We start from the raw sequence: 214 nt of genomic DNA, 5'->3' as shown, positions 1-214 counted from the left end.
GATAGCGGATAGTACCGTGAGGGAATGGTGAAAAGTACCCCGGGAGGGGAGTGAAATAGTACCTGAAACCGTGTGCCTACAAGCCGTGGGAGCGTCGGAATGAGGCTTGCCTTGTTCTCGTGACTGCGTGCCTTTTGAAGAATGAGCCTGCGAGTTTGCGGTGTGTTGCGAGGTTAACCCGGGTGGGGTAGCCGTAGCGAAAGCGAGTCCGAAC

General features: G+C 56.1%; 1 rRNA gene. It reads left to right on the top strand.

The features are described 5' to 3' along the window. Nucleotides 1-214 (top strand): 23S ribosomal RNA (locus IG64_RS37360); the annotation flags it as partial.

The organism is Streptomyces sp. NRRL S-340, from assembly GCF_000720185.1.
In the GTDB taxonomy this organism is placed as follows: Bacteria; Actinomycetota; Actinomycetes; order Streptomycetales; family Streptomycetaceae; genus Streptomyces.
This window is presented reverse-complemented; position numbering and strand designations above follow the sequence as displayed.